Consider the following 23,183-nt stretch of genomic DNA (forward strand, 5'->3'; position numbering starts at 1 on the left):
GCCCTTCGTGGTGATGAGGTGGGGGCCTACGACGACGCATGGTCCGAGGGCCGCTCCAGGGGGAGGGCGGCCACCGGCCCTTCCCCGACGCCGATGAGCAGCCCCTCCGCGATCAGGGCGCTGAACTTGTCGAGACTCTCCGGGTGGAGCCAGGCCGTTTCGTGGCTGCGGAGACCGATGGCGCGCAGCCCCGCCGCGCAGTGCTTGTAGACGTAGTCGTCGTCGACCGTGGGCGCCACCCGGAGCTCGTGCCCGGACGCCACAGGGTTCTTCTCCCGCCACAGGAGTGCGCCGGTGCCCGAGTCGATGGCCACGAGGCCCCGCTCTCCCACGGCTTCCACCGCGTAGACGACTCCGTCCTTCACCGCCGGAGGGCCGTACGCGGTCACGTTCGTCCCCTTGTAACTCCATGCCTCCTTGCCGTCCTTCACGCGCCGCGCCGTGACCGCGTCCGACGCGGTGTAGAGGTGCTCGGCGTCCGAGGAGACGGGACTGCGCGCGGCGTCGACGGCCGTGATACCGAGGGGCGCCCGCCACACGCGCGTCCCTGTACGCGTGTCGCAGACGAGCGCGTCGACCCCGCCGGATTCCGTACGGAAGAAGAGGACCAGGCTCGAACCGGTCACTCGGGCACCGGTCACCCAGGGGTACTCCCCGGGCACGGTCTCGTCCAGGACCAACTCGGTGCGCCGCTTGCCCGTCGAGAGCGAGAAGGAGGCGACGAGCCAGCCGCGTTCGGGGCCGACACCGCTCGACTCGGCGGTGTCCTCCTCACGCACCCGCGCGGTGAGCAGCCACGCGACGTCACCGTCGACGCAGAGAAGCTGATTCCCCACCAGCTTCCCGTTGTACGCCTTCTCGACCACGACCGGATCCGCCAGAGACCCGTCGCCGAGGTCGATCTCCGCGATACGGAGTCCTTCTCCCGGGTCCAGGGAGTAGTCCACCGCGAAGAGCCGCTCCCCGTCCGTGGCCACGTCCCAGGGGCTCAGCACCGCGTTGCCCGACCAGACGGGCCGCCCGGTCGACGCCTCCACGGCACTCACTCCGGCCTCGGTGGTCACGATCAACTTGCCGCCGACGACGAGCGGACGTCCCAGTTCATCGGGTGCGGCCGTCGTGATGTTCCGCTTCCATCGGGCCACGGGAGCGCTGCCCGCGCCCGCGGACTGCGGCGCGTCCGGGCCCCGCTCCCGCGTCGCCGCCCAGACACCCGCGCCGGTCGCCGCCGTGGCCAGCAGCGCACTGCCGCTGAGGGTGAGGAGCTTGCGGCGGCTCATGCCGGGCGCTGCGGTGGCCGGGACGGTCTCGGCCGTCGCGTGACCGGCGGGAGCGGGAAGCCGCTCGGGCCGGTGCTGCCAGACCTCGGACGCCCGCCGGGCTATGTCGGCGAGCAGGGCGTCGGGGAGATGGTCCGCGAAGTGACCCTCACCGCTGTGGAGCCGGCTGACCAGGTCGTGGGTGGTGGGCCGCCCAGCCGGATCCTTGGCCAGGCAGGGGCCGAGGACGGCGGCCAGGGCCGGGGAGAGGCCGGAGAGGTCGGGTTCGGCGTAGCGGACGCGGTACAGGAGGTCCGCGGCCTGTCCGGTGCCGAAGGGGCCGTGGCCGGTGGCGGCGTGGAGAAGGACGCCGGCAAGGGCGAACACGTCACCCGCGGGTGTGTGTTCCTGGCCGACCGCCTGCTCGGGGGACATGAAGGCGGGTGTTCCGGCGGCGGATCCGGGGCGGGTCAGGTGGTCGCCACCGGAGGCGTGGGCGATGCCGAAATCGATGATCTTGGGGCCGTAGGCGGTGACCATCACGTTCGAGGGCTTCAGATCACGGTGGACCACGTCCGAGGTGTGGAGCTGACCGAGGGCCCCGGCGAGCGCGGCGCCCAGCGCGCGAACGGTCGCCTCGGGAAGGGGCCCGCAGAGGGCGACGGCTTCGTCCAGGGGCGGGCCGAGGACGTATTCGGTGGCGAGCCACGGGGTGGGCGCCAGGGGGTCGGCGTCGACGACGACGGCGCCGTGATGGCCGCCGATGATGCGCGCCGCGTCAGCCTCCAGCCGGAAGCGGGTGCGCGACGCCACGTCGGCCGCGATGGAGGGGTGCATGGTCTTCAGAGCGACCGTGCGGCCGGCCTGCGAACGGGCCAGGTAGACGGTGCCCATACCGCCGTGGCCCAGCCGCGCGAGCAGGCGGAAGCCCGCCAGCCCGGCCGGATCGTCATGGGTCAGAGGGGAGAGCATCGCGTCAGGTCCTGGCGGTCTGTGAGATCGGGGTACGGACTTCCGCGGCGAGGACCTCCGCGGACTGGCGTGCCATGGCCGCTACCACCCGGCTCGGCAGCCAGCCCGGCCCCAGCAGTGCGCCGGCCGGGTCCAGGACCGTCGCCACGGGGGCGGACGACGCTCCCGCCAGCGCGCCGAGCACCTCGGACGCGGCCGGGCGGGCGGCGGCGTCACGCGCCAGACAGCGCGCGACCAACGACCGGAGCGACTCCGGCAGTTCCGCGGTGTCGGGGACCGAGTGACCGGTCGCCGCGTATGCCAGCACCGCACCCAGCCCGTAGACGTCGCCGGGCGGCCGGGGCCGCCCGCCCGTCGCCTGCTCGGGGGCCAGGCTGCCTGGCTCGAGCCCGGGCAGGCCGGTGCGCCCCGTGCCGTCCGGGGCCGCGGTGCGGACCGCGCCGAAGCAGGTGAGGCGCGGTCCGTCCCAGGCGAGGAGCACGGAGGCGGGGGACAGGCCGGCGTGCGTGATGCCGACGGCGTGCGCCCCCGTGAGCGTCTCCGCCAGGGCCGCACCCAGGGACCGGACCGTGCGCTCGGGCAGTGGTCCGCCGTGCACGGCGAGCGCCACCGGGAGCGGGAGCACGGGGAGGTAGGGGGCGGCGTACCAGGGCGCGTCGGGCTGGGCGGCGAGCTCGGCGACGGGCAGGACCCAAGGGCCGAGGAGGCGGCGGCCCGCGTCGGCCTCGACGAGGAAGCGCCCCGGATCGGCGCCGTCGAGCGGCGCGCTGATGAGTACCGTACGGTCGCCGTCCGCACTGCGTCCGATGAACCGGTGTACGGGTACGGGCGGTTGGCCAGCTCCGCTCGGGTCGAGACGGGCGATGAGGTGGTACGGCCCGATCCGCCGCGACCCGCCCGGGTGCGGGCGGTCCGTGCGTGCTAGTTCCATGTGCGAATCCCCCCACCCACGACAGCGGCCAGATGAGACTACCGGCGTGCCGGCCCGGAGGCGCCGCCACCCTCCACGCGGGGGACGTGGAGAGCGACGGCGGACCGGGGACGGGCGCCGACCGGTCGGGGCTCGCGTGCGCGCCGGTGGCCCGCCGTCCGGCGCGCGGACGGGCAGGCGCCGCTGATCACCGGCGGGCCTCGATGACCGGCCCCAGGCCCCTGGGGCGCCGCGCGGCGGTGTGTGAGGGAGTCAGGGTCAGCAGTCGGCTCGGGCTTCGGCGGCGGCCTTGAGGTCCTTCAGCCAGATCTCGAGGCCCGCGCCCAGTGCCTCGGTCGAGGTGGGGACGTCGGCCTCGGCCTGTTCGCCGGTCCAGGTCTCCTCGGTACGGACGAGGACACCGCCCTTCACCGCGGTGAAGGTCCACACGTGGGTCCCCTCGTCGATGTGTATGCCCTCGCCGTCCGCGGGCCCGGTCCAGCGGACGCAGCGGTCGCGCTGGAGCTGCTGGACGGTGGAGGTGATCTCCAGAGTGGTGGCCGGCGTCGATGGGGTGGCGGGCACCGGGGTGGTCCACCTGAAGGAGGAACCCGCGCGCAGGGGACCGGAGTCGAGCCGCTCGCTGGTGAGGACGGCGTCCTGCCAGGACGGCCACTGCTCCACGTCCGTCTGCGCCCTGAAGACCGTGCTCAGCGGTGCGTCGATCTTGATCTGGGTCCGGTAGCGGACGCGGGAGTCGGGATCGACGCCCTGCCCGCGGCATTCGAGCGCGGCGGTGTGACGGCCGGTGTGCGCGGGCCCCGAAGAGGCCTGGGCGGAAGAGGCGGTGGCTGCGAGGACGCTGCCGGCGGCGGCGAGCGAGAGGGCGAGCGCCGCGATGTGCGTGGCGAGGCTGGGCCGGGTGGTGGACATGGGACGGATTCCTTCCGTGAAAAGCGACTGAGGTCGGGGAGTTGCCGTGTGCGAGGCGCAGGAGCGCGGACATGACGTACGAGGCAGGGGCCTTCAGCGTCGGCGGACGCCGTGGAGGGTGAGGAGGAGTGCGGCGGACGCCGCGACGATCAGTCCGATGAACCCGGGGTGGATGTCCTTCGACAGGCTCGGTGCGCCGTCGGGCCGCGTCTGCCAGATGACGAACGGGATCGCGTAGGTGACGGCGAGGACCGTGGCTGCCGCCTTGACCACCCTGTCGCGGGCCCGGGCGAGGGCGCCGATCAGTGCGATCAGGACCGGGACGCATGCGACGAACGCGAACCCGGTGAGCACCAGCAGCGGGGCGACCCAGGCGGAGACGGTCACCGCCAGGGGGGTGCGCCGCTGCTCACGGGTGATGGAGCGGGGCGAGCGTGCCACGACTTCCTCCTTGTTTCTCTCGGTCTGTCGTTCTCGGATTCGCATGCTTCGCCGACGGTCATGCCGGGCCTGCCGGGCCGGCCCGCCGTCCGTGCGGCCTTACGCTCGTAACGCTACGGCTGTAAGTGGAACGCCGCAAGAGGTCACGGCCATAAATTTGCGCCCGTAAGGTCACGGGCGTTGCGAGACCGCGCGACAGGCCCCTGGCGGAGGCGTGTGCTCCGGACGTCGCGGTTCGCCGCTCGGCTGCGCCACGAGGTGTTCGCGAGACCGTCCGAATTCCACTCGATGGCTGAGTTAATTCCGAAAGGCCCTCCGCCGAAGCCTCGAATCGTTCTCGCGTCGCATTTATCTCCAGTGGCTGCGCTTTGCCTGCGATGCGAGAGTATTCTCCTGACGGCCCGGCGGTGAGAAATTACTCGCCGCTTTCGTGGTATAGTCCTAATGGATTTACAGGACGCCGCGAAAAAAGGGGAATGGCGTGAATACCGAGAAGGTCACGGCTCGACGTCTTACGGCCGCAGAGGTTTCCGAACTGGGCCTCCAGGACGGCATCTTCGTCTCGGCAGGGACGGACGGCCTTCCTCTCGACTGCTACGCACCGGCTTTCCTCGCGGAGCCGGGAAAGAATTTCGAGGGAGGGGCGTTCGCTGTGCGGACCATCTTCGGCGAGGAGGCTCATGTTCTCCCTGACAATGCCGAGGAGAGTGGGATCTGGATTTCCGACAAGGCGGGGGAAGAGATCGAAGTTCTCCAGAGTGCCGGCGTCCTCCTGAATCTCGTCCTTTTCGTGCCCGCCGGGAACAAGGATTCCCTGGAATCGCTGTACTCCGCCGCACGGGACGCGTTCGGCGCGGGCATCGTGCAGCGCTGGAGCGAGGAGACGGTCGCAGTGCCGGACGTCAAGGTCGACCTGTACGAGGAGCCGGCCCGGGGACGGAAGAGCGCGAACAGCCAGAACCGTGACCGCCGCGCCCTGGACATCTACCCGACCCGGGTGCGGTTCCTGGAGCCCAGCGACGGCTGGAGGTTCGTCGTCGAGCCGCACAAGGAGATCGTCGACGAGACGCCGACGATCTGACCTTTGACCTGACCTGATGGCAGGTTGAGTCCCAGTCCTTCGCGGGAGCCCGTCAGCCGGCTGACGGGCTCTTCGTCTGTCGCGGAACCCCTGCGTCTGTCGCGGAACCCCCGCGTTTGTCGCCGGCCCCCTGCGGGTTCGTCCGTGATCGGTAACAGGGGTGCCTGGCCAGGGCGTTCGTGTGACTTGATGGGGGCACGGCATCGGCGGAAGCAGCAAAGGGGCGGTCGGACATGGCAAGGCACAAGGGAAAGGGATGGCACGGCCGGCTCCTCGCCGCAGGGCTAGGGGTGACGGTGCTGGCCGCCGCCACCTCGGTGTGGACCGCGCAGGCCGACCCCGCCGGAGCACGGAAGCCGCAAGCGCGTGTCTCGGCGCCGGTGGTCAAGGTGGCGGCCGACATCGCGCACGCCTCCGACCGCGGCGCCCGCGGCGTCAACATCACCATCGACGACGGACCGGACCCGGTCTGGACGCCGCAGGTGCTGCAACTGCTGGAGGACAACGGCGTGAAGGCCACGTTCTGCATGGTGGGCACGCAGGCCAAGGCGTACCCGGACCTGGTCAAGAAGGTCGTGGCGGCCGGGCACCGGCTGTGCGACCACACGGTCGAGCACGACACCACGATGGACACCCGGTCCGAGGCGTTCCAGTCGCAGCAGATCCTCGATGCCGAACGCATGATCACCGAGGCCTCCGGAGGCGTACGGCCGCAGTACTACCGGGCCCCGGGCGGCGCATTCACCCCGTACAGCAGGAAGCTCGCCGCGTCCCGGGGGATGCGGCCGCTGGGCTGGAACGTCGACTCCAAGGACTTCGAGCTTCCCGGCGCGGACACCATGGTCGCCACCGTGAAGAGGGAGATCTCCAACGGCCCGACCGTCCTCTTCCACGACGCGGGAGGGGACCGCTCCCAGACCGTGGCCGCTCTGCGCGAGGTGCTGCCCTGGCTGAAGGAGCAGGGATACTCCTTCGGCTTCCCCGTGCGGTGATCGGGGCCCGACCTCACCGCCACCCGTACGCAAATCCCAAGTAGTCAGCACGCGTTTCCGTATGGCCTGTTCGGGCGCGGCCGTACCCACCTCTTCGGGGCCTGTCCCGCGAGGTCCTTCGGTGCCACGTTGAGAGGGCAGTGCCCTCTCGACCGGCCGTCACTCCAGCCTCCGGGCGGGGCTGCTGGACGGCTGTTCCACACACCGGGACGGCTGAACGAAAGGCATCCCATGAAACGTCCCAGGAAACGTCCGATGAAACGCACAGTGAAACGCCCGATCAACCGCCCCGTCGTCCGAAGCCTGGTCGTCACTTCGCTCGCGACCGCGCTCGCCTGCCCCTTGTGGGCCGGGACCGCTTCGGCTGCTCCCCCGATCACCTGCGTGGGGCAGCAACTCACGACGTACAGCCCGGGCTTGAAACAGCTCGTGCCCCAGACCGTCACCTACGCGTCGAACGGCGCGTACGGCTCCTGCCCGGTCAACGACGGTGTCACCTCGGTCTCCTACAGCGAGGGAAGCACGGTCCCCGGCGCCACGTGCATCACGTTCCCCAGCACAGCGACGGCCACGCTGGTCTGGCACCTCGTCAACGGCAGTACCCAGCAGTCCACCGTGCGGGTCACGGGCATCGACATCAGCGCCGCCGGGCTGACCCAGGTCTATACGTCCGTGGGGACGGTGCAGAGCGGCCGTTACGCCGGTCACCTCGTCAACGTCACCGTCGCCATCATTCCGGATCTGACCGACCTCACGCCCTGCCTCAGCCCGGCCGGGCTGACGGAGCTGGACGGCGTCAGCACCCTCGCAGTCGTCTGACCGGCGGCCGTGGGCCCGCGGCCCCGCGTACGCACGTGCGGCGGGGCCGCCCGGCCACGGCCTCGGTCGCATCGTCCGCCGGACGAGATTCACGTCCGGCTTGACCCTCACGTTGCGTGAGGCCTCACCGTGGGGCCCATGAGCGACTACTACGACGCGTTCGAGATGGGCCCCGTCCCCGTTCCCGGCCCGGAGGCGGTTCCGCCGGAACCGTTCCGTGGCATCTACGGGATGCCGGCGTTCGTGACGATCCCCACGACCGATCTGGCGGCGTCCATGGACTTCTGGATCCGTGGGCTCGGGTTCATCGAGCTGTTCAGCATCCCCGGCCAGGTGGTGCATCTGCGCCGGTGGGCGTTCCAGGACGTGCTCCTCGTCCCGGCGCCCAGCGTTCCGGAGCAGGCACCGGCGGTCAGCTTCAGTTTCTCCTGCGTGCTCAGCCAGGTCGACTCCCTCGTCGAGGCCTGCCGTGCGTTGTGCCCGGACTCCGTCGAAGGCCCACGGGACACTCCCTGGAACACCCGCGACCTGACGGTGACCACCCCCGAGAACGCGCGGATCGTCCTCACCGCCGCGAAGCCCTTCGACCCGGACAGCCAGGAGGCGCGGAACCTTGCAGCCGTCGGGATCACCCCACCCGCCGGCGCGCCCCGGCGACAATGAGGAGCATGCCTGATGCCACTGATGACGACCTGACCGTCGGACAGGTCTCGGCGCGTCTGGGCGTGACGGTCCGCGCCCTGCACCACTGGGACGAGATCGGTCTGGCGCGCCCGTCACTGCGTACGGCTGCCGGATACCGGCTCTACACCGCCGCTGACCTGGAACGTCTGCACCGCATCGTCGTCTACCGGGAGATCGGCCTCGGCCTGGACAGGATTCGGGCCGTCCTGGACGACTCGACCGCCGACGTACCCGGTGCGTTGCGCGCACAGCGCGCCCGGGTCGCTGAACGGATCGACCGCCTCCAGCAGCTCGGTGCCGGACTGGACCGGATGATCGAGGCCCACGAGCGCGGCCTGCTGCTGAGCGCCGAACAGCAGGCCGCGGTCTTCGGCCCCACATGGGACCCGGACGGGCCCGCCGAAGCCCGCCGGCGTTACGGAGCCACGACGCAGTGGCTGCAGTTCGCCGAGCGTTCGGCCTCCCGCGGCCCGGAGGAATGGAAAACCGTGGCCGAGGCCGTGGCGGGCCTCGACCGGGCCCTCGGAGACGCGATGGACGCGGGCGTCACACCGGGGAGCCCGGAAGCGGATCAACTCGTCGAGCGGCACCGCGAGGTCTTCGCCTCGTACTTCCCCCTCACCAGGCAGATGCAGGTCTGCCTCGGCCGCATGTACGAGACCGATCCGGGATTCGCCGCCCACTACGACGGCGTCCGCACCGGCCTCGCCGCATGGTTCCGCCGCATCGTCGACGCCTCCGCCCGCACCCACGGCATCGACCCCGACACCGCGACCTGGCAGTAGAGCGCGGTCCGGGGCGGCGTCCCGCCCCGAAACAGGGCTGCTCCCCGGGGGCCGGCCATGAGAAGCTGCGGTCCGGCCCGGCAGAGGGGGAGACATGGGGCTGACCTACGGTTACGACATCTACCTGCGGCCCGGGAACATCGCCAGGGCGCTGACCGCGCTGGCCGAGCTGGCGCCACCGGCCGGTGGCGTGCCGCCGCTCGAGGTCACCCTGCCCGGCGGTGACCGGCTCGTCCTCCCGTTCACGTCCCACTTCGGGAGCGAGCCGGTCGACTGCTCCACGGGCGGCACGTTCGAGCTCGACACCTCCATCATGTTCGAGGTCGATGACGTACTGCGCGCGTACGCGGAGACAGGCCGCCCCGAACCCGACGCGGACGGTCGCCTCCAGGTCGGGTACGTCTACGCGACGGTCCGGTTCGAGTCGCTCCCGCACCCCGATTACGCGTCGGTGGAGCTCTGGGCGGCGACGTCGGACATGAGCCGCTTGTTCGCACGGTCGGCCAACGTCAGGAAGGCGTTCACCGGCCTCGCGGCCGCAAGTGGCGGAGTGTGCTGCCTGTTCGACACCGGTGACGGCGGTCCCGAGCGGGTGTGCTGGCTCAACGGTGAGACGATGCGGGAGATGGTGCCCGGCCGCCGTTTCCCGGACTGGCAGTCCCTCGTGGCCACGTGGCCGGACCCCGGTGACAGCGGGATCGCTCGAGCCTCATGAGCCGCCGGCCGGTTGCCCGAGCCGCGGAGCCCCAGGTGACGGGGCGGGTCAGTCGCGGAGGTCCATCCCCAGAGTGAGCGAGCCGGGCTCCTCGGTGAGTTGCTCGAAGCCCAGGTGGCGGTAGAACCCGATCGCGCGGGCGTTCGCCTTCCCCACTCCGAGGTGGACACCGCGAACGCCCCGCGCGCGCAACGCACCGAGCAGGGTGCGGATCAGACGGGAGCCGTTGCCGCCGCCCTGAGCCTCGGGCAGAAGATCGATGTGCAGGTGGGCCGGGTACGCGGACACCAATTCAGCCGAGGCGGTGGGGGGATGGGTGATCCACTCCCAGGACCGGGCATCCGCCGTACCCTCACGGATCGCTTCCCCGTCGTAGCGGTCCCGGAGGGCGGGCCACCACTCCCGCTCCAGGGTCCGCTCGAACGAGGCCGTGTCGGCGACGCCGAGGACGTACCCCGAGGCGGGCCGGTCCGCCTGGGCGAGAACCCAGGCGAGATCGGGCGCGTACCGCAGGTAGGGGCCGACGAAGATCTCCCCCGGCAGTCGGGGGTCCTCGAACAGCTCGGTCGCGTCCTCGCCTCCCGCCGCCGTGCGCACGCAGATCTCGTAGAGCCGCTCGACCTCGGCCCCGTCATCCGTGTCGGCGGCGCGGATCCCGAACTCCGTGGCCGGTTGCGGACGGTCGATCACGTGCACCTCGCAGAAGGAATGGTCGGGCTGTCCATGGGGCCGGCCCAGGGCGGGGCCCGTGATCAGAACTATGACGCAAGGCCGGCCCGTTCGTCCGGCCGGCAGGTAGCGGCACGCCCGGCCGGGTGTCCTGCTCAGCGCCGAAATCCACTGTGCGGAACGGCATCGGACTGCTGGGATGGGCGCATGAGTCTCTCACCGGCCGGTGCGGCCGAGGTCGTCGTCCCCGTCCTCGTACGTGATCTGACGCCCGCCGACCTGCCGGCCTGTGCCTGGTCCGGTTCGGCGACCCATCTGGTGCACGTGGCCCATGAGCTGGAGCGCGCGGCGGCCGGGGAGGTGGACTACCTCGCGGTCTGCACCCCGGCTGGTCTTCCGGTGGCGATCGGCGGCGTCGACTACCAGGCCGCGGCCGGCGCCGGCACGCTGTGGCAGCTCGGGGTGCTCCCGGCCCTCCAGTCGTGCGGTCTGGGCACCGTGCTCATCCGCGCCGCGGAGGACCGCATCAGGTCACGCGGCCTGCGGCGTGCGGAGCTCGGAGTGGAGGAGAGCAACCCACGCGCCCGGGCGCTGTACGAACGCCTGGGTTACGTGGCCTACGGCAGCTGGCCGGACTCCTGGGACGTGGAGACGCCGGACGGATCCCTGCGCCGGTACGAGACCGTGTGCACCCTGATGCGGAAGGCCCTGACGTAGGGCCGGCTCCCCTTCATGACCGGGACGCCCGGTCGTCCTGCGCAGGACGTCACGCCGGGCGTCCTGCGCCAGGCGCACGCCGGGCGTCCTGCGCCAGGCGCACGCCGGGGGTCCTGCGCCAGGCGCACGCCGGGGGTCCTGCGCCAGGCGCACGCCGCGCCGTTCGGTTCCCTTCGGCTGGGCCCTCGGCGGGACAAGGGCACTGTCCACGCCACGGTGATCGCCGACACGCGCCTGCAGCAGCTCCTCCGCCGAGGGCCACCGTGGAAGGATCGCGGCGATCCGGACGTCCGACCGGCCCGGATCGAGAACTCGGTGCGTGGGAGAAGAGATGTCCCTGCCGGAACCGGAGCGCGAGGCCGAGGCCGCGGCGGCCATCGGCTTCGATCTCAGCGAATGTGTCCGGGAGCCCATCCACCGGCTGGGCATGATCCAGTCCCACGGGACCCTGCTCGCGGTGGAGGCCGACACCGGCACCGTGGACACCGCAGCCCTGAACACGGGCCGCCTGCTGGGGATCCCTGCCGAGGTGCTGGTCGGCGGGCCCATCACACGGGTGCTGACCCCCGACCACTGGGCCGAGGCGCTGGAGGTCGGCGCTCAGCACGAGGCGGCGAGCCTGGTTCTCCCCGTCTCCATCGATGTGGCGGGCACTCCCCGGATGTTCGACGTGACCGCACACCGGCAGGGGCCCCTACTGGTTCTGGAGTGTGAGGCGCGCGCCGTCGCGGCGCCGCACTTCGCGCACTTCTACCAGGGGGTCCGGCGAGCTCTGACGCGTATGCGGTCCTCGACGACGGCGGCCGAGTGCTGCCGGGCGGCCGCCCGTGAGATCCGGGCGCTGACCGGCTTCGACCGGGTCGTCGCCTACCGCTTCGACGGAGAGAACGGGCCGGGAGAGGTGGTCGCGGAGGAAGTCACCGAGGGCCGCGAGCCGTGGCTGGGACTCTGGTTCCCCGCCAGTGACATCCCGCCCCAGGCGAGGCGGCTCTACCGGGACAACTGGATCCGGGCGATCGCCGACGTGGACGACATCAGTGTGGGCCTGCACCCCCCGCTCCGAGCCGATTCGGACCTCCCGCTGGACCTGTCGAACTCCGTTCTGCGCACGGTGTCCGGCTTCCATCTGGAGTACCTGCGGAACATCGGTGTGAAGTCGTCGATGTCGGTGAGCGTCCTCCGGGAGGGCGAGCTCTGGGGGCTGATCGCCTGTCATGGCTACACCGCGGTCACCATCCCCCCGGAACTGCGGGCGGCCTGTGAGTTCTTCGGCGTCGCCTTCTCCCTCCAGCTCGCGGTCATCGAGGAACGGGAGCAGGCCGAGGCGCTCACCGCGTCCCGCGAGCGCCTCGACCGGATCATCTCCCGGGTCACGTCCGACGTGGAGGACTCGCTCCTGGCAGGTGACGACGCCCTCAGCACACTGCTGGACGCGGACGGTGCGGCGCTCCTCCGCGGCGGCCGCAGCACCATCAGCGGCATGAGCGTGCCGCCCGCTCTGCTGGAGGCCCTTCGAGGACGGGCGGCAGGGCCGGCACCGGGCACGCTCTGGAGCACGGACCGCCTCGCGGAGGAGCCGGACATGCCCGACGACGCGGTGGAGGACGGTCCGGCAGGGGTCCTGATGGTGACACTGAGCCGGTCGGGCGACTTCCTCGCCTGGTTCCGCAGGGCCCGTCCGACCGCCCGCCAATGGGCCACCGACCCTTCCAGACCCGTCCAGGTCGGGCCGCGAGGCGAACGGCTCACCCCGCGCGGCTCCGGTGCCGTGTTCCGCGCGATGGTGCACGGACAGTGCCTGCCCTGGACACCGACCGACCATGCCACCGCGCAGGAACTCTGGCGCACGCTCACCGGAGTCGTACTCCGGCACGAGGCGGAGCTCGCGGCACTGAACGAACAGCTGCGCATCACCAACTCCGACCTCGACTCGTTCGCCCACGTCGCAGCTCATGACCTCAAGGAACCGCTACGAGGCATCTCCAACGCCGCGGCCTTCGTCATCGAGGACGCCGCGGCGCAGCTCGACGCCACCACCGTCCGCCGCTTGCACACCATGCGGCGACTGGCCGGCCGGATGGACGACCTGCTCGACTCGCTGCTGCACTTCGCCCGGCTGGGCCGGGGTGGTCTGCACCGCTCCCGCGTCCCCCTGGACCGGGTGCTGGACTCCGCACTCGACGTGGCCGGCGATCGCCTGGCCGAGGCCCACGTGCGGGTCATCAGACATGACCTGCCGGAGGTGTACGCCGACGAGAACCGGCTCTACGAGGTACTGGTCAACCTCCTGGTGAACGCGGCCAAGTACGCCGCCGACCAGGGCGACCGCACGGTCGAGGTCCTGGTCGACACGCTCCGCCCACCGTCGGGCGGCCCTCCCCGGCAGACCGTCGTGGTCCGGGACAACGGCATCGGTATCCCGCCCGAGCGGCAGGACGAGGTCTTCGAGCTGTTCCGCAGACTGCACGGGCAGGGGGAGCGCGGGGGCGGCACCGGCGTGGGACTGGCGATCGTCAAGCGGATCGTCGAGCGCCACGGCGGCGAGCTGTGGCTCGACAGCCGACCAGGCCGCGGGAGCACCTTCTTCTTCACCCTGGGTCAGGAAGGAGGCTGAGCGGCAGGGCCCTCCTCCCCACCCGTCGCCCTCCTCTGCCAGTAGTCGACAGCACCTTTCAGCACCGCCTGGAAGAGCTCGAAGTTGACCGGCTTGTAGATGTAGCTGTCGGCGCCCGCCGCATAGGTGGTGTCCACGTCGTCCGGCCCGGTGGCCGACGTGAAGACCACCACGGCCACGTCGTCCAGTTCCGGCCGGGAACGGATCGACCGCAGCACCTCGGTCCCACCGGGACCGGGCAGTTTGAGGTCCAGGAGGACAAGCCCCGGCCGTCGGCCGGCTTCCAGCAGGCGCTCGACGAACCCCGTCCCCCGGTCGGTGAATTCCAGTACCAGGCCGGGGTGCGTGCGGCCGAGCGCCCGCGCGATGGCCTCGGCGTCCTCCGCCGAGTCCTCGACGACCCAGACGAGGTCGTGATCGATCCTCTGTTCCCCGGCCCCGGCAGCCCCGTTCATCCGACGAGCTCCGCCCGCGCGACCAGCACGGCGATGTCGTCGGAGCCCGTCGCCCGGAATTCCACCGCGGCCTCTGCCAGCCGCTCGGCGAACCCCTGGGCGTCACCGATACCCTTCTGCGCCACCACGTCCTGCAGACGTGCTTCGAGGAACGTCCCGTCGGCCGCTCTCGCCTCGGTCACCCCGTCGGTGAACATCACCAGTGCGTCGCCCGGCGCCAGGCGCGCCGACCCGGATCCGTACTCGATCTCCTCCAGTACGCCCAGCAGATCCCCGTGCGCCGGGAGCTCCTCCACGGTGCCCTCCTCACGCCGCACCAGAGGAGCCGGATGCCCGGCACTCCAACAACGCACACGGAACCCCTCTCCGTCGGGTACGAGCACCGCTACGAGCGCCGTCACGAAGCGGGACGTGCCCTCCCTGACCAGGGCGTCGTTCAGCCGTCCCAGTGCGTGCTCGGGCGTACTGCCGTCCTCGAGAAGGGTGCGCAGGGTATGGCGGGCCAGCCCCGTGAGGGCTGCCGCCTCCGCTCCGCGACCGCATACGTCACCGATGAGGAGGGTCACACCCCCCTGCGCCCCCGGCACGGCGTCGTAGAAGTCACCGCCCACATCGAGCGAGACGTCACCCACCTCGTACGCCGAGCTCAGCGTCAGCCCCGGGATCCGCGGCAGCTCCCTCGGGAGAAGGTGTCGCTGGAGGGAGACCACGTGACGGCGCCGCTGTTCGTACAGGGTGCTGCTGTCGATGGCCAGCGCGGCCCGGTCGGCCAGACCCGCGAGGAACCGCGAGGCCCCCTCGGCCACGACCACCCGGTGGTAGATGAAGGTCAGGGTCCCCAGGGCCCGGCCCCGGGCGTTGAGCGGGTTCACACTGATCGCACGCACGGCACGGCCCGCCCCGGACGATTCGGGCCCGAACGGTCCCCCCTCCAGCTCCTCACCCTTCAGCACCCGAGCCTGCCCGCTGTCGAGGACCCCCTGCAACACGTCCTTCAGCCAGGTGTCCTCGGCCGCCACCTTGCCGAGCCACTGCTGCTCACCGGCGTCCATGTGCGCGAAGGACACGGGCGTCAGTCCCTCGGAGGGCCGCAGATGCACGACGCACCCCTCGGCGATGGCGGGAACGGCCGTGCGAGCCACCCGCCGCACGGTGCTCCGTACGTCAAGGCTCGAATCCATCTGCAACGACGCCTCCGCCAGGAACGCGTCACTCACCTGACGCACCTCGTCGTCGCGCCGCGCCGTGATGCGTCTGTCCGAGACCATGGCGACCTCGGCCACCTGCTTCAACCGCGTCCGCAGCGTCGCATCGAGTGCGTCCCTGCCCTCGGTGCCGACCATGAAGGACGCCCAGCCGCCCTGCCCCAGCGGCACCGCACACTCGGCCACACTCCGCGCTCCGGCTGCCGCCAGCACCTGGACGTACGGCATGGCGCCGTCGAGCCCGGACACGTCATGAACCGTGACGGCCGGGTCACCGTCCGGAGCACCGGCGGCGCCGGATTCACCGTAATCCTGTTCGATTTCCATGCGGGATGGCGTCGGCTCCGCCGAAGTGACACTCCGCAAGTAGTGCAGCAGCCCGCCGCTCCAGCGGGTGCCCACGACGGTCAGTACGCCGGGCATACGGAGCAGCATGTCGTAGAGGGAATCGGACAGCCCCGCCACGTCCTGCGCCGTCTCGGCGACACGCCAGAGCTCATGCAGACGGCCGGACCACCATCCGTCATCCGCCTGACGGGAAGCTCTGCCCTCGTGCTGCTCCACCGCTGATCCGCCGTCCCGTATCGCCACTGTCGGCCCCGGCCCATCAGGGGAAACGCTATGTCAACCTGAGGCTGAGCGCCTCCAGGGGCGCGGCCCGGGCGGTGCTCCCGGCGGACCGTTGCGGAGGATCGCTCGGCGGCTGCGGATGGTGCCGTTGCGGCCGCCGGACGGACCCGGCCCACGGACGCTGAAGTTGCGGTACGTCCGGGTCGGCCGGGAGGCCCGACGAGGCCGACGAGCTGTCCAGGGCCCCGTGCGCGGTCAGCGCAGTCCGGCGAAGAGATCGTTCTCGGGTACGGCCGCACCGGTGGCGTCCTTCACGCGCACGAACGTCTCCACGCCCATCAGCTCGCCGAACCGCTCCTTGCCCATCCTGAGGAAGAAGATGTTCTCGCCCTGACTGGCGTGCGCCGCCAGCGCATCGAACTTCTGACCGCTGAACGCGGTGGTGTCCACCCAGGTGGTGATCTCTTCGTCGGGGAGACCGATCTCGGCCATCGCGGCCTCCTCGGCAGGATCCGGTTCCGGCGCGTCCTCATGGAACTCGCGCATGGTCTCCCCGAACCGCTGCATCATCGAGCGGGGCATCGTCGTCCAGTACACCTTCGGTGACAGCCCGGACACCTCCAGCGCCGCCATGGTGATGCGGTGGGCCTGGATGTGGTCGGGGTGGCCGTAGAAGCCGTTCTCGTCGTAGGTGACGACCACATCGGGCCGGTAGTGCCGCATGAGCTCCGCGAGCCGGGCGGCGCCCTCCTCCACGGGGGTCTGCCAGAAGGACCCGGGGGCGTCGTTGGTGGGCCAGCCCACCATCCCGGAGTCGGCGTAGTCCAGCATCTCCAGATCGCTGACCTTCAGCACGTCACAGCTCGCCTCGAGTTCTTTCCGGCGCATCGAGGCGACGGCAGCCGGGTCGTGCCCGGGATCGCCCGGCTTCGAGCCTCCCGGTCCGTCACCGCAGCCGCCGTCGGTACATGTCACCAGAACCGTGCGGATGCCCTCCGCCGCGTACCGTGCGAGGACCCCTCCCGTTCCGGTGGCCTCGTCGTCGGGGTGAGCGTGTACCGCCATGAGCGTCAAGGGCCGGTCAGTCATGGAAACAGTCCTCCTGCAGAACTACGTGTCGGTCCGTGTGCGCGGCGGCGTACCGCGATCATCGGGCGGGTCCTGGTGGGGCCCACGACCTGGTGGTCTCCGTGCTCCCCGCCCGTGCGCCGCCGTCCCCCGGGTGCAACCGTGCCGGCCGTGCCGGCTGTTCCCGCCGCGGCCGGCCGGCGAGATCCGTGAGGTTCACGCAGCGGCCCACACCGGCTCGGCCGGCCGGGAAGAGGCCCTCAGGTACAGAGAAGGTACAAAGAAGCCCCGGGCCGCCGGCCCGGGGCTTCGGCCGTAGTGGCACGGCCTCCCGTGCGGCGTCGAGGGAGACGCCGTATCCGGGGCTTTGTCGTGTGCTCCCCGTGACCGTCAGCCGACCGGCACGGTCAGGGCACGGATCTCGCTGTACGGCGAGTAGTTCCCGGCCGCGTCATAGGTACGGGCCCGGTATTCATGGGTGCGTCCGTCGGCGGGCAGCGGGTCGCAGACGGTGGCCGTGGCGCCCAGGCGCGGATCGTAGTCCTTGCGCAGGACGACCGACCAGGGATCCGTTCCCGCAGTGCGGCGCTCGATCGCGAAGCCGGTGAAGTCGCGGATCGGGGCCGGCGTGTAATCGGTGGCGGTCGCCTGTATGCCGGTCGCGCAGGAGCCCAGGGTCAGCTCGGGGGCGTAGACGGGGGCGATGCCGTCGGGGATGTCGAGCCAGAGCTCGTTGGTGGCGGTGGCGTCGAGCCAGCCCGGGTTGTAGGTGGTGGTGCCGCCGTCGTTGGTCACGAGGACGCGGTAGTGGCGGGTCTCGCCGTCGGCGACGACGGGGCCGGTGGTCCAGGTGCTGCCCTTGGTGGTGCCCAGGGGGACCCAGACGTAGGAGCCGTCCACCTTGTCGTTGCTCAGGACCGTGTAGCGGTCGAAGTGCGGCTCGGTGTTGAGGGGCCACTTCATGGTGACCTTGCCGGTCGCCTTGTCGTAGGTGCCGGTCAGCGAGGTGACGACGGGCAGGGGGCGGACGATGGTGTCCGTGCTGCCCGACGAGGTGTTGCCCGCCTTGTCCTTGGCGCGAATCTCGTAGTAGTAGGGCGTGCGGTCGTCAGGGTTCACGAGGGGGTCGGTGTGGCTGCGTGCGGTGGTCGTGGTGACCCTCGTCCAGGTGCTGGAGCCGACGGGCCGCCGATACAGGGAGTAACTCGCCAGGTCCATCTCCTTGTTGGCGGACCAGGAGACGGTCGTCTTACGGGTCGTGGTGTTGTAGGCGGTCTTCACGCCGGTGGGGGCGAGTGGCTTCGTCCTGTCGTACGTGGCCGAAGTCCGGGGCGCGTACGCGTACGTGACCTTCGCGGCGCCGGTCCAGTTCACGTAGTCGACGCGGAGGGCGTGCTTGCCCGAGGGGACGGTGAGGTTGACGCTCTTGGACCGGGCGGTGTCACCGGTGCCCTTCCACAGGTCGATCTTGCGGACGCCGTCCAGGTAGACGCGGACGCCGTCGGTGGCGGAGGCGGTGAAGGTGAAGGGACCACCGGAGCCGAAGTCGCGGGTCAGCGACCAACGGACACCGAAGTTGTTCGACGGCACGCCGGAGACCGGGGCGCCGGACCAGTTCTGGCTGATGGCGCTGTCGCAGTCGGTCTTCACCGGGGAGCCGGAGAACGAGGTGTTCTTGTAGAACGTCCGCTTGTATGTGTTGGTCGAGCAGGTGACGTCGGCGGCTGCCGCCTGCGGGGCGGAGACCAGCAGGCTGCCGAGGACGGCGGCGGACACGACGCCACCGGTCCGGGCGGCGACGAGACTCTTCAGGTGCACGGGGGCCTTTCGCGCTGTGCGGGCAGAACGTACAGCGAGGAGACCCACGGGGCGGGCGGAAGGTTGCACGACGCGTCCGAAGACGTGAAGGAACGCGGAGGCGATCGCGACGCCTGAGCTGCGGGAACGGGCTGCTGCCGGCAACCCGGTGACCGGGACCGTCGGCGTCAGCTGTCGCCGTCACCGATCACCGCTCACCGCTCACGGGGTCATGATGGGCGGCGGGTGGGGCCAGCCGCCTTCGACGGCCGGGCCACTACCCGCGGGAATGTTCGCCGCTATCAGCGCCGCGGCCTCGTGGACGCCGAGGCGGGATCCGAGCACACGTGACGGCATGTGCGGCGACCACCGCGAGCCGTGGAGAACCACGTTCCACCGGCCGTCTCCGCTCGGCACCGCACGTGGAAGCTCCTCGTAGAAGGGGTCCGCCGTACTGCTGAGGAGGCTGAACTGCCCGTGCGACGGCCATGGGAAGAACACGCGCAGGGCCGGCTGCGCATACAGGGCCTCGGCCAGTTCGGCGTCGCCCAGCCTGATCGTCGGTGAACGCTCCAGGGTCAGCCGCCATGCGGTCCGGACGACACTCCCCGGCGGGGCCGCTTCCAGCGGGCTGCTGGCGAGCAATGTCCACTCGCGCCGCAGTTGACCGATCGATGCCCCCGCACGCCAGGCGTGCAGGATGGCGTCGACCACCGCGAGGTCACCGGTGCTACCGAAGAGTGCCGTTTGCTCTCCGCGGTCCGTGGAGATCTCGATGCGGAACTCGCGTACGTCAGCGTCGGTCGCGTACACGGCGAACCGGGCCTCTCCACGCGCGCAGCCCGCCCCGACCGCGGGACCGTACCCCTCGACGGGATCCATCGGTTCGGCACGATGCCCTCGCCGAACGGCTTCGCGCGCCAGCGCTTCTCGCAGGCCGCCTGCCGCAGCCAGCTCGGGATAGAGCTCGGGCGGCAGTTCGTTCGAGCGTTCGGTCATGCGCATACCTTAGGCAGTGACAAGGCCGGACGGCTGATCGCGCCGAAGCGCGGAGGGGCACGTAACGGGTTCCGGAGAACAAAGAAGCCCCCGGCCACTGGCCTGGGGCTTTTTCATGGAACGGGGGACGAGAGCCGAACCCGCGCTCCGAGCTTGGGAACCCACCGTTCCCGGGAGGCTCAGCCGACTGACACACGGTCGACGAGGCGCTCCCCAGGGGTGCGCGATGCCGACGCTGCCGGCCCCGGTTCGTCAGACGATGACGGGGACGGCCCCGGCGCGGTCGGTGGCCCAGTTGGTGACGATGGGCTTGTCGACGGTGGCGGTGTCGGGGAGCTTGAGTTCGGCGGGGTCGGGATCGTCGTTGGTGACGGCGATGATGACGTTCTCGAACTCGATGCCGCCGTCGGTGTTGGTGGTCTTGGGGCTGATACCGGTGTAGGCGACGGCGGAGCCGGTGAGCTTGATGGGGTCTTCGCCACCCTGTCCGACAGGGGAGGCGACGCCGTCGGCACCGGAGCCGAAGGACACGCTGGGGGTGTTGACGTCCAGGTAGCAGGTGATACCCGACTTGGCCTTGGCGGTGACGAGGTAGTAGCCGCCGGCCTGGGTCTCCGAGGTGACCGTGAAGTCCAGGTCGTTGGTGCCGCAGGACTGCCCGTAGCCGCTCTTGTCGCCGTTGCCGGAGTCGGTGGTCTTGGCGTCGGAGGCGCCGGAGTCGGAGGAGCCGCCGGAACCGGACGCGCTGGCGGCGAGGCTGCCGCCGGAGGAGGGGCTGCTGCTCCCCCCGCCGCCGGCGGAGGGAACCGAGGAGCTGCTGGTGTCCCCGGCGTCGTCCGGGCCGCAGGCGGTGGACGTGGCGGCGAGGGCCGTCACGGCCGCGGCGGCGAGGACGAGACGGGCGGAACGGGCGGCGAGGCGCGAGCGCATCATGATCTCCAGCGGCTTTCGGATCGGTGCTTCCTGCTTGCACTGATGACACTAGGGCCGGGGCGATCCCGAAATGATCCTGTGCATGTCCGGGTTCTGTCTCAGCAAGATCGGTTCCGGAGGACGGGGTTGGATCGCACCCTGCCGTCGCCGACCAGGCCTCGCCCTGCGGGAACTGGCCACGCACAGCCTCGCCGTGCCCCCGCCCACCACGGACTGCGGACAGGCCACCTTGCACGTCTGCCAGCAGGCAGGGTTCACACCCACGACGCGCTACGTCACCGCCGACATCGCCGCCCAGCTCACCCCTCGTACGAGCCGGCCTCGCCACCGCACTCATCCCGCGGACGGCCATCGACCCGGCCACACCGGGAATCCGCACGGCGCCCATCGGTGATCAACCGATTCTCCGTCGGCTGTTCGCCGCGACGCGTCACACCGAGACCGCGAACCCCACGACCACGGCCGTTGTCGCAGCGCTGAGTTCAGCCGCGCGGCGGGATCGCGCCACGTATCTCCCGCCGGACTAGGACAGGCCGCCGAGCGGCCTGAGGAAACGGCGCTCGTAGCGCTTGATGCAGCGGGTCTCACGGGCCAGTTCGAACGCTTGCTGGCACTCCGGGTCGGACATGCTGTCCGAGCGGTACTGCTCGTACGCGGCCAGACTGGGGAAGGAGAACAGGGCGTAGGCGATGTCGCTGTCGCCCTCACTCGGCAGGAAGTAGCCGTGGTGCGTCCCGCCGAACCGGTTGACGAGCCTGACCCAGCGGCGACCGTACTCCTCGAAGTCCTCAAGCTTGTCGGCGTCGATCTCGTACTTCAGGTGAATGGTGATCATGCGTGCATGATGCCGTGTCACGGAAGGGCGCCCGTGCGATCGGGGCCGGTCGCCAGGGCATCCGGCACGGATATGGCACGAGGTACCTGCACTGGTCCAGGCAGCAAAAAGGCCCCCGGCCGTTGGCCTGGGGCTTTTTCATGGAGCGGGTGACGAGAATCGAACTCGCGCTCTGAGCTTGGGAATCACTGGGCATGGACTGCCGCAGTAGCTCTGACCTGCATGTTTGCCCAGTCCGGGTGAGGGCGACGAGGTCTCTGGGAGCCGTACTTGACCGCTGCTGTCCGCTCGGAAGGGCGCGGATGGGGCACGACGGCCGAGGGGCGGCACCTCATGTCGCGAACCGCATTCCTGTCGAGCGGTCGGCATCCGTCAGGCCATCAGTCCTCGTGCGGGGCCTCAAGCTCGTGGAGTCGTTCCCCGATATCGTCGGCCCATGCCTGTGCCCACTGTCGCAGCCCGGTGATTGCCTGCTCGTCGAGTCCGTAGGCGGCGAATTCCGTGTCGTCGATCCAGTCGGCTCCGCTCAGCCGAGCCTGAAGCTCGCTGAGATCGAATGAGTCGCGGGCATGGCGTTCGGCCGAGTTCTTCGAGTTCGACAGGGTTCCAGCGGTCCGTGGCGGCCTGCACATCGATCAGATCCCCGGCGAGTCCGCGATCGGCCAGGGCGCGAACCTTGGTACCGACGACATCTTCGAGGGACAGCACCAAGCCGTGCTCGGTGTGTACGGGGGGTCGCCAGAGTGCTTCCTTGAGGATGTCGACCTCGCACTCTTCGCGGCTGGCAGGGTCGGTCACGATGAGGCGTGCGGACAGCGGGTCAGTCTCCAGCGCTTCTACGCGCCATCCGCGCTGCTCCAGTCCGGTGCGCACGGCGGAAGCGATGTCCTCCATAGGCTCTGGGTTCTCGGTTGCGACATCGAGGTCCTGGCTGAGCCGGTTGACCAGGCCGTGTGCCTGGACCGCGTAGCCGCCGGTGAGCGCTAGGGGGTACGCGCCGCCCACGGCGAGCACGTCTGCAAGCAAGCGGCGGTGCAGGCCCGTGAGGTTCACGCAGCGGCCCGTGCGGTATCGGCCAGCTCGTCGAAGGCGCTCTCCCAGACCTCGCGGACATCCCGGCTGACCAGTGTGCGCAGTGTGGGCCACAGGCCGACGAGAAGGCCATGGTCGAGGTACTGGACCAGGTCGTCGTGCCGGCCCTCGGCCAGGACGATGCGGTAGTAGCTCATCCGCAGCCGGGGCCGGTCGAGGTCGAACGTGGTCAGCCCCGACCATGCAAGGTGGAGCGGCAGGCGTACCGAGCCGTGCCTGGGACCGGCGAGCTCGGAGAGCGCTGCGGGCAGGCGCCGGGCGTACTTGGCACGACGGAGATCGGAAAGGCCGGGCTGTGATGCCATAGGTCGATTATCCAGGAAGAGCCAGCAGTGAGCTGCTTGGTCCGCAAACAACACTCCTGTGAGCAGAGACGGGCCCAACCCACCGCCGCCCCGCCAGCGGCGAAGCTGCCAACGAATAAGCCCCAGCCGCTGGCCTGGGCGTCATGCTTCAGGACGAGCCGGTGCGTTGACCTTCTGTTCCGTAGCTCGATGCAGGGCGGTCAGCCTCAGACATTCCGGTCAGTACACGGCTGCACAGGACGCCTGCAGTTCGTGGGCGACGCATCCGACACGGTCGCTGTGCTTCTCTGCTGTACTGCTTTTCCGGCTGTCAGTGCTGCATGGCACGGTGCC

General features: G+C 70.5%; 20 protein-coding genes and 2 pseudogenes. 8 read left to right on the top strand and 14 right to left on the bottom strand.

Annotation, left to right across the window (positions count from 1 at the left end):
* Window positions 1-26: 26 nt before the first annotated feature.
* The 4 genes from ACIP63_RS28545 to ACIP63_RS28560 all read right to left on the bottom strand — a co-directional run bounded on the left by ACIP63_RS28545 (window position 27) and on the right by ACIP63_RS28560 (window position 4,515).
* The gene (locus ACIP63_RS28545; RefSeq protein WP_401521188.1) at window positions 27-2,231 is read right to left on the bottom strand and encodes a PQQ-binding-like beta-propeller repeat protein; all 2,205 of its coding nucleotides are present in this window, start codon (window positions 2,229-2,231) and stop codon (window positions 27-29) included.
* A 4-nt stretch (window positions 2,232-2,235) separates the two neighbouring features.
* Entirely contained in the window at window positions 2,236-3,162 is a 927-nt protein-coding gene (locus ACIP63_RS28550; RefSeq protein WP_401521191.1) for a serine/threonine protein kinase, read from the bottom strand.
* Between the two features lie 258 nt (window positions 3,163-3,420).
* Complete coding sequence (locus tag ACIP63_RS28555) at window positions 3,421-4,074, bottom strand: SRPBCC family protein (RefSeq protein WP_401521194.1); 654 nt, start codon at window positions 4,072-4,074, stop codon at window positions 3,421-3,423.
* A gap of 93 nt (window positions 4,075-4,167) precedes the next feature.
* Window positions 4,168-4,515, bottom strand: coding sequence for a hypothetical protein (locus tag ACIP63_RS28560; protein ID WP_401521197.1), 348 nt, complete (start codon window positions 4,513-4,515; stop codon window positions 4,168-4,170).
* 481 nt (window positions 4,516-4,996) lie between these two features.
* On the opposite strand from ACIP63_RS28560, the gene ACIP63_RS28565 reads away from it, so the two are divergent.
* The 6 genes and pseudogenes from ACIP63_RS28565 to ACIP63_RS28590 all read left to right on the top strand — a co-directional run bounded on the left by ACIP63_RS28565 (window position 4,997) and on the right by ACIP63_RS28590 (window position 9,591).
* Window positions 4,997-5,596 carry a hypothetical protein gene (locus ACIP63_RS28565; protein WP_401521199.1) on the top strand — a complete coding sequence of 200 codons (600 nt, stop codon included), beginning with the start codon at window positions 4,997-4,999 and terminating at the stop codon, window positions 5,594-5,596.
* A gap of 233 nt (window positions 5,597-5,829) precedes the next feature.
* A complete protein-coding gene (locus tag ACIP63_RS28570) occupies window positions 5,830-6,588 on the top strand; it encodes a polysaccharide deacetylase family protein (RefSeq protein ID WP_401521201.1) in 759 nt (252 codons plus the stop codon).
* 255 nt (window positions 6,589-6,843) lie between these two features.
* Window positions 6,844-7,407, top strand: coding sequence for a hypothetical protein (locus ACIP63_RS28575; RefSeq protein WP_401521204.1), 564 nt, complete (start codon window positions 6,844-6,846; stop codon window positions 7,405-7,407).
* Between the two features lie 138 nt (window positions 7,408-7,545).
* Window positions 7,546-8,083 (top strand): annotated as a pseudogene (locus ACIP63_RS28580) (VOC family protein).
* Entirely contained in the window at window positions 8,076-8,876 is an 801-nt protein-coding gene (locus tag ACIP63_RS28585; protein ID WP_401521207.1) for a MerR family transcriptional regulator, read from the top strand. The pseudogene ACIP63_RS28580 and the gene ACIP63_RS28585 overlap by 8 nt, the downstream one beginning before the upstream one ends.
* A gap of 94 nt (window positions 8,877-8,970) precedes the next feature.
* A complete protein-coding gene (locus ACIP63_RS28590) occupies window positions 8,971-9,591 on the top strand; it encodes a hypothetical protein (RefSeq protein WP_401521209.1) in 621 nt (206 codons plus the stop codon).
* A gap of 48 nt (window positions 9,592-9,639) precedes the next feature.
* Here ACIP63_RS28590 and ACIP63_RS28595 read toward each other — a convergent pair whose 3' ends face one another.
* Complete coding sequence (locus tag ACIP63_RS28595) at window positions 9,640-10,281, bottom strand: GNAT family N-acetyltransferase (RefSeq protein ID WP_401521212.1); 642 nt, start codon at window positions 10,279-10,281, stop codon at window positions 9,640-9,642.
* Between the two features lie 186 nt (window positions 10,282-10,467).
* Here ACIP63_RS28595 and ACIP63_RS28600 point away from each other — a divergent pair, with 186 nt between their 5' ends.
* Both ACIP63_RS28600 and ACIP63_RS28605 read left to right on the top strand, forming a co-directional pair.
* Window positions 10,468-10,977, top strand: a complete 510-nt coding sequence (locus ACIP63_RS28600; protein WP_401521215.1) for a GNAT family N-acetyltransferase — start codon at window positions 10,468-10,470, stop codon at window positions 10,975-10,977.
* Between the two features lie 331 nt (window positions 10,978-11,308).
* A complete protein-coding gene (locus ACIP63_RS28605) occupies window positions 11,309-13,591 on the top strand; it encodes an ATP-binding protein (protein WP_401521218.1) in 2,283 nt (760 codons plus the stop codon).
* Here the strand turns inward: ACIP63_RS28605 and ACIP63_RS28610 are convergent.
* From ACIP63_RS28610 to ACIP63_RS28650, 9 genes and pseudogenes are all read right to left on the bottom strand, one after another.
* Window positions 13,576-14,046, bottom strand: a complete 471-nt coding sequence (locus ACIP63_RS28610) for a response regulator (RefSeq protein WP_401521221.1) — start codon at window positions 14,044-14,046, stop codon at window positions 13,576-13,578. The genes ACIP63_RS28605 and ACIP63_RS28610 overlap by 16 nt on opposite strands.
* On the bottom strand, window positions 14,043-15,815 hold the full coding sequence (locus ACIP63_RS28615) for a PP2C family protein-serine/threonine phosphatase (RefSeq protein WP_401521223.1): 1,773 nt from the start codon (window positions 15,813-15,815) through the stop codon (window positions 14,043-14,045). The genes ACIP63_RS28610 and ACIP63_RS28615 overlap by 4 nt, the downstream gene beginning before the upstream one ends.
* 261 nt (window positions 15,816-16,076) lie before the next feature.
* On the bottom strand, window positions 16,077-16,910 hold the full coding sequence (locus tag ACIP63_RS28620; RefSeq protein WP_401521226.1) for a PIG-L family deacetylase: 834 nt from the start codon (window positions 16,908-16,910) through the stop codon (window positions 16,077-16,079).
* A gap of 369 nt (window positions 16,911-17,279) precedes the next feature.
* A complete protein-coding gene (locus ACIP63_RS28625) occupies window positions 17,280-18,707 on the bottom strand; it encodes a PA14 domain-containing protein (protein WP_401521229.1) in 1,428 nt (475 codons plus the stop codon).
* Window positions 18,708-18,908: 201 nt separating this feature from the next.
* The gene (locus ACIP63_RS28630; protein ID WP_401521232.1) at window positions 18,909-19,685 is read right to left on the bottom strand and encodes a DUF6193 family natural product biosynthesis protein; all 777 of its coding nucleotides are present in this window, start codon (window positions 19,683-19,685) and stop codon (window positions 18,909-18,911) included.
* A 252-nt stretch (window positions 19,686-19,937) separates the two neighbouring features.
* Window positions 19,938-20,615, bottom strand: a complete 678-nt coding sequence (locus ACIP63_RS28635) for a hypothetical protein (protein WP_401521648.1) — start codon at window positions 20,613-20,615, stop codon at window positions 19,938-19,940.
* A 526-nt stretch (window positions 20,616-21,141) separates the two neighbouring features.
* Window positions 21,142-21,453, bottom strand: a complete 312-nt coding sequence (locus ACIP63_RS28640; RefSeq protein ID WP_401521234.1) for an NIPSNAP family protein — start codon at window positions 21,451-21,453, stop codon at window positions 21,142-21,144.
* A gap of 380 nt (window positions 21,454-21,833) precedes the next feature.
* A pseudogene (locus ACIP63_RS28645) lies at window positions 21,834-22,506 on the bottom strand (nucleotidyl transferase AbiEii/AbiGii toxin family protein).
* Window positions 22,503-22,850: a transcriptional regulator gene (locus ACIP63_RS28650; RefSeq protein WP_401521236.1), complete on the bottom strand. Its 348-nt coding sequence runs from the start codon at window positions 22,848-22,850 to the stop codon at window positions 22,503-22,505. The pseudogene ACIP63_RS28645 and the gene ACIP63_RS28650 overlap by 4 nt, the downstream one beginning before the upstream one ends.
* Between the last annotated feature and the right edge of the window lie 333 nt (window positions 22,851-23,183).

Origin of the sequence: Streptomyces sp. NPDC088746 (genome assembly GCF_044751065.1) — a bacterium.
GTDB lineage: Bacteria > Actinomycetota > Actinomycetes > Streptomycetales > Streptomycetaceae > Streptomyces.